The sequence below is a fragment of the Frankia sp. AgPm24 genome, assembly GCF_023243055.1.
GTDB classification, from domain to species: Bacteria; Actinomycetota; Actinomycetes; order Frankiales; family Frankiaceae; genus Frankia; species Frankia umida.
The window spans coordinates 1-1877 of the sequence record NZ_JALKFW010000051.1; the positions used below are offsets into that span (position 1 = coordinate 1).

The 1877-nt window shown below is 65.0% G+C and carries 2 protein-coding genes; one reads left to right on the plus strand and one right to left on the minus strand.

The genetic code is table 11. The annotated features are described in order from the left end of the window. The first annotated feature begins 1019 nt into the window (after positions 1-1019). Entirely contained in the window at positions 1020-1337 is a 318-nt protein-coding gene (locus MXD61_RS05555; RefSeq protein ID WP_374628472.1) for a hypothetical protein, read from the plus strand. Here the strand turns inward: MXD61_RS05555 and MXD61_RS05560 are convergent. Next, positions 1334-1877 (minus strand): transposase (locus tag MXD61_RS05560; RefSeq protein ID WP_248811770.1); only part of this gene is annotated, 544 nt, incomplete at its 5' end. The genes MXD61_RS05555 and MXD61_RS05560 overlap by 4 nt on opposite strands.

Below are 1877 nucleotides of genomic sequence, written 5' to 3' on the forward strand. Positions count from 1 at the left end.
CCCAACAGACACCGACACCCGACATGATCAGCCACCGAAGATCATCCTTGCCCGGACCGCTTAACTAAGCGCCATTGATCTATGGACACGTCAAATATCCTTCCAACATCAACGCCGGGACTGGCAAGGGCGTGGCGGCGGCGGCATGCTCTTCATAAGGCGAAGGGCATGGTGGCAGGGGGCCTCAGCGCAGAACGTTGAGGCGAGAAGTCATGGCAGTCGATGTACTTCTATGCATTTGCGGCAACTCGGGACGCTACCGGACAACTACCCAGCGCGCAAGGGGCAATGTGATGGATGCAACGCGGAGCGTGCGTTCCTACGTGCTTCTGGCCTCGAGCGCCCATGCTGCGCGTGTGAATGATCGCGGTCCGTCTTTGTTGCAGGGTCTCGACCGTCACGTCGGGTGACGTGTAGCCGCGGATTGCATCCGTACAGCGGCTCCTGTCGCAGCGACCTTGATCGCGACTTTCTGTTACTGCTGGCCTTGCTGTCCGCGTTGTCGATTTCGGCGCGACGACCAGGTGAGATGTCGCCATCCGACCGGCCGCTCGTGGTCTGGCCGATCAACTCTACGTGACCACTACCGTGGGAACCGCCCACGGCGTCAGATGCTGTAGGCGGGCGTCCTTCGACCGACAAGCCTGGGGCGACGCGCTACTCAGAAGGTATTTGAAGGCGCAATGGTGACGCTGTGTGATGTTTCGCTGTGTGCGATGTTTCGTTGGCCCCTGAAAGCTTGCCCCCGTTGAGCTTCGAAGGTTGACTGCCCGGCTTGCGTAGGGAGGTGTTGAGGCTGGAGGGCTGGACGGAGATCCGCAGGTTGCATCGGGCGGATGGGGTCTCGATCAAGCAGATCGCCCGGCGGTTGGAGTTGCGCCGCAGGATCCGCCTATCCCTATCCGTCAAGATGAGGCGAGTCAGGTAGCAACTATCATCTTCTGACTTGGGCGGGTAGGGAGAGGGAGATCGTGACGATGGCGGTGACGGCTGGGCGGGGCCTGGTCGATGATGTCCGTGTGGACGGACGTGAGGGCGGTGGCTGGCGGCCAGACCCGGAGGTTGAGCCGAAGGCTCGGCGTCGGTCGTTCTCCGCGGCGTACAAGCTGCGGATCCTCGCGGAGTACGAGGCGGCGACCTCGCCGGGTGCGAAGGGCGCCGTTCTGCGGCGGGAGAATCTGTACTCGGCGCACATCGTGGAGTGGCGTAAGGCCCGGGACGCGGGAGCGTTGGCGGGCCTGTCGAAACCGAAGGGCCGGCCGCCAGTCGATGACCGGGACAAGGAGCTGGAGAAGCTCCGGGGTAACTGGTCAGGTATCGCTTTGATCGTGGGTTAGGTGGTTGCGGGCATCCAGGGGTGGCCCTCGGCGAGTTGGACGAGGGCGGGGAGCAGGGGGATGCCGTGTGTGGTGGCGGTGGACAGGTAGCTTCGGATCGCGCAGAACTGGCGGGCGCCGGTGAGGGTGCGTAGGCACCCGGAGACTTTCTGCCGTAGTTTGATCATGCGGATGTCGCGTTCGGAGCCGTTGTTGTCCGCGGGAACTCGCAGGTCGTGGGTGAACCGGAGGTAGTCGGTTTCGCGGTCGATGAGCCGGCAGGCCAGGGCGTGGCGGGCGGCCATGAGTGTCGTGCCGCGTGGCGAGGTCTGGGTGATCCCGATGTGGGCGGCGTGGCGCAGGGCCCGGGTGTGGGCTGCCAGCGCTGTCGGGTCGACCGCGGTGCCGGTGGTGGTGGCGTCGAGGGTGAGCCGGTGCAGGGCGACGAGGGCGTCGGCGGCCTGGGTCGCCCAACACCAGGTGTCGGCCGGGGCGGTGTCGCTCACGGCTTGGAGTTCGCGCAGCAGGTGGGCGACACACAGCTGGTGGGTGGCGGACGTG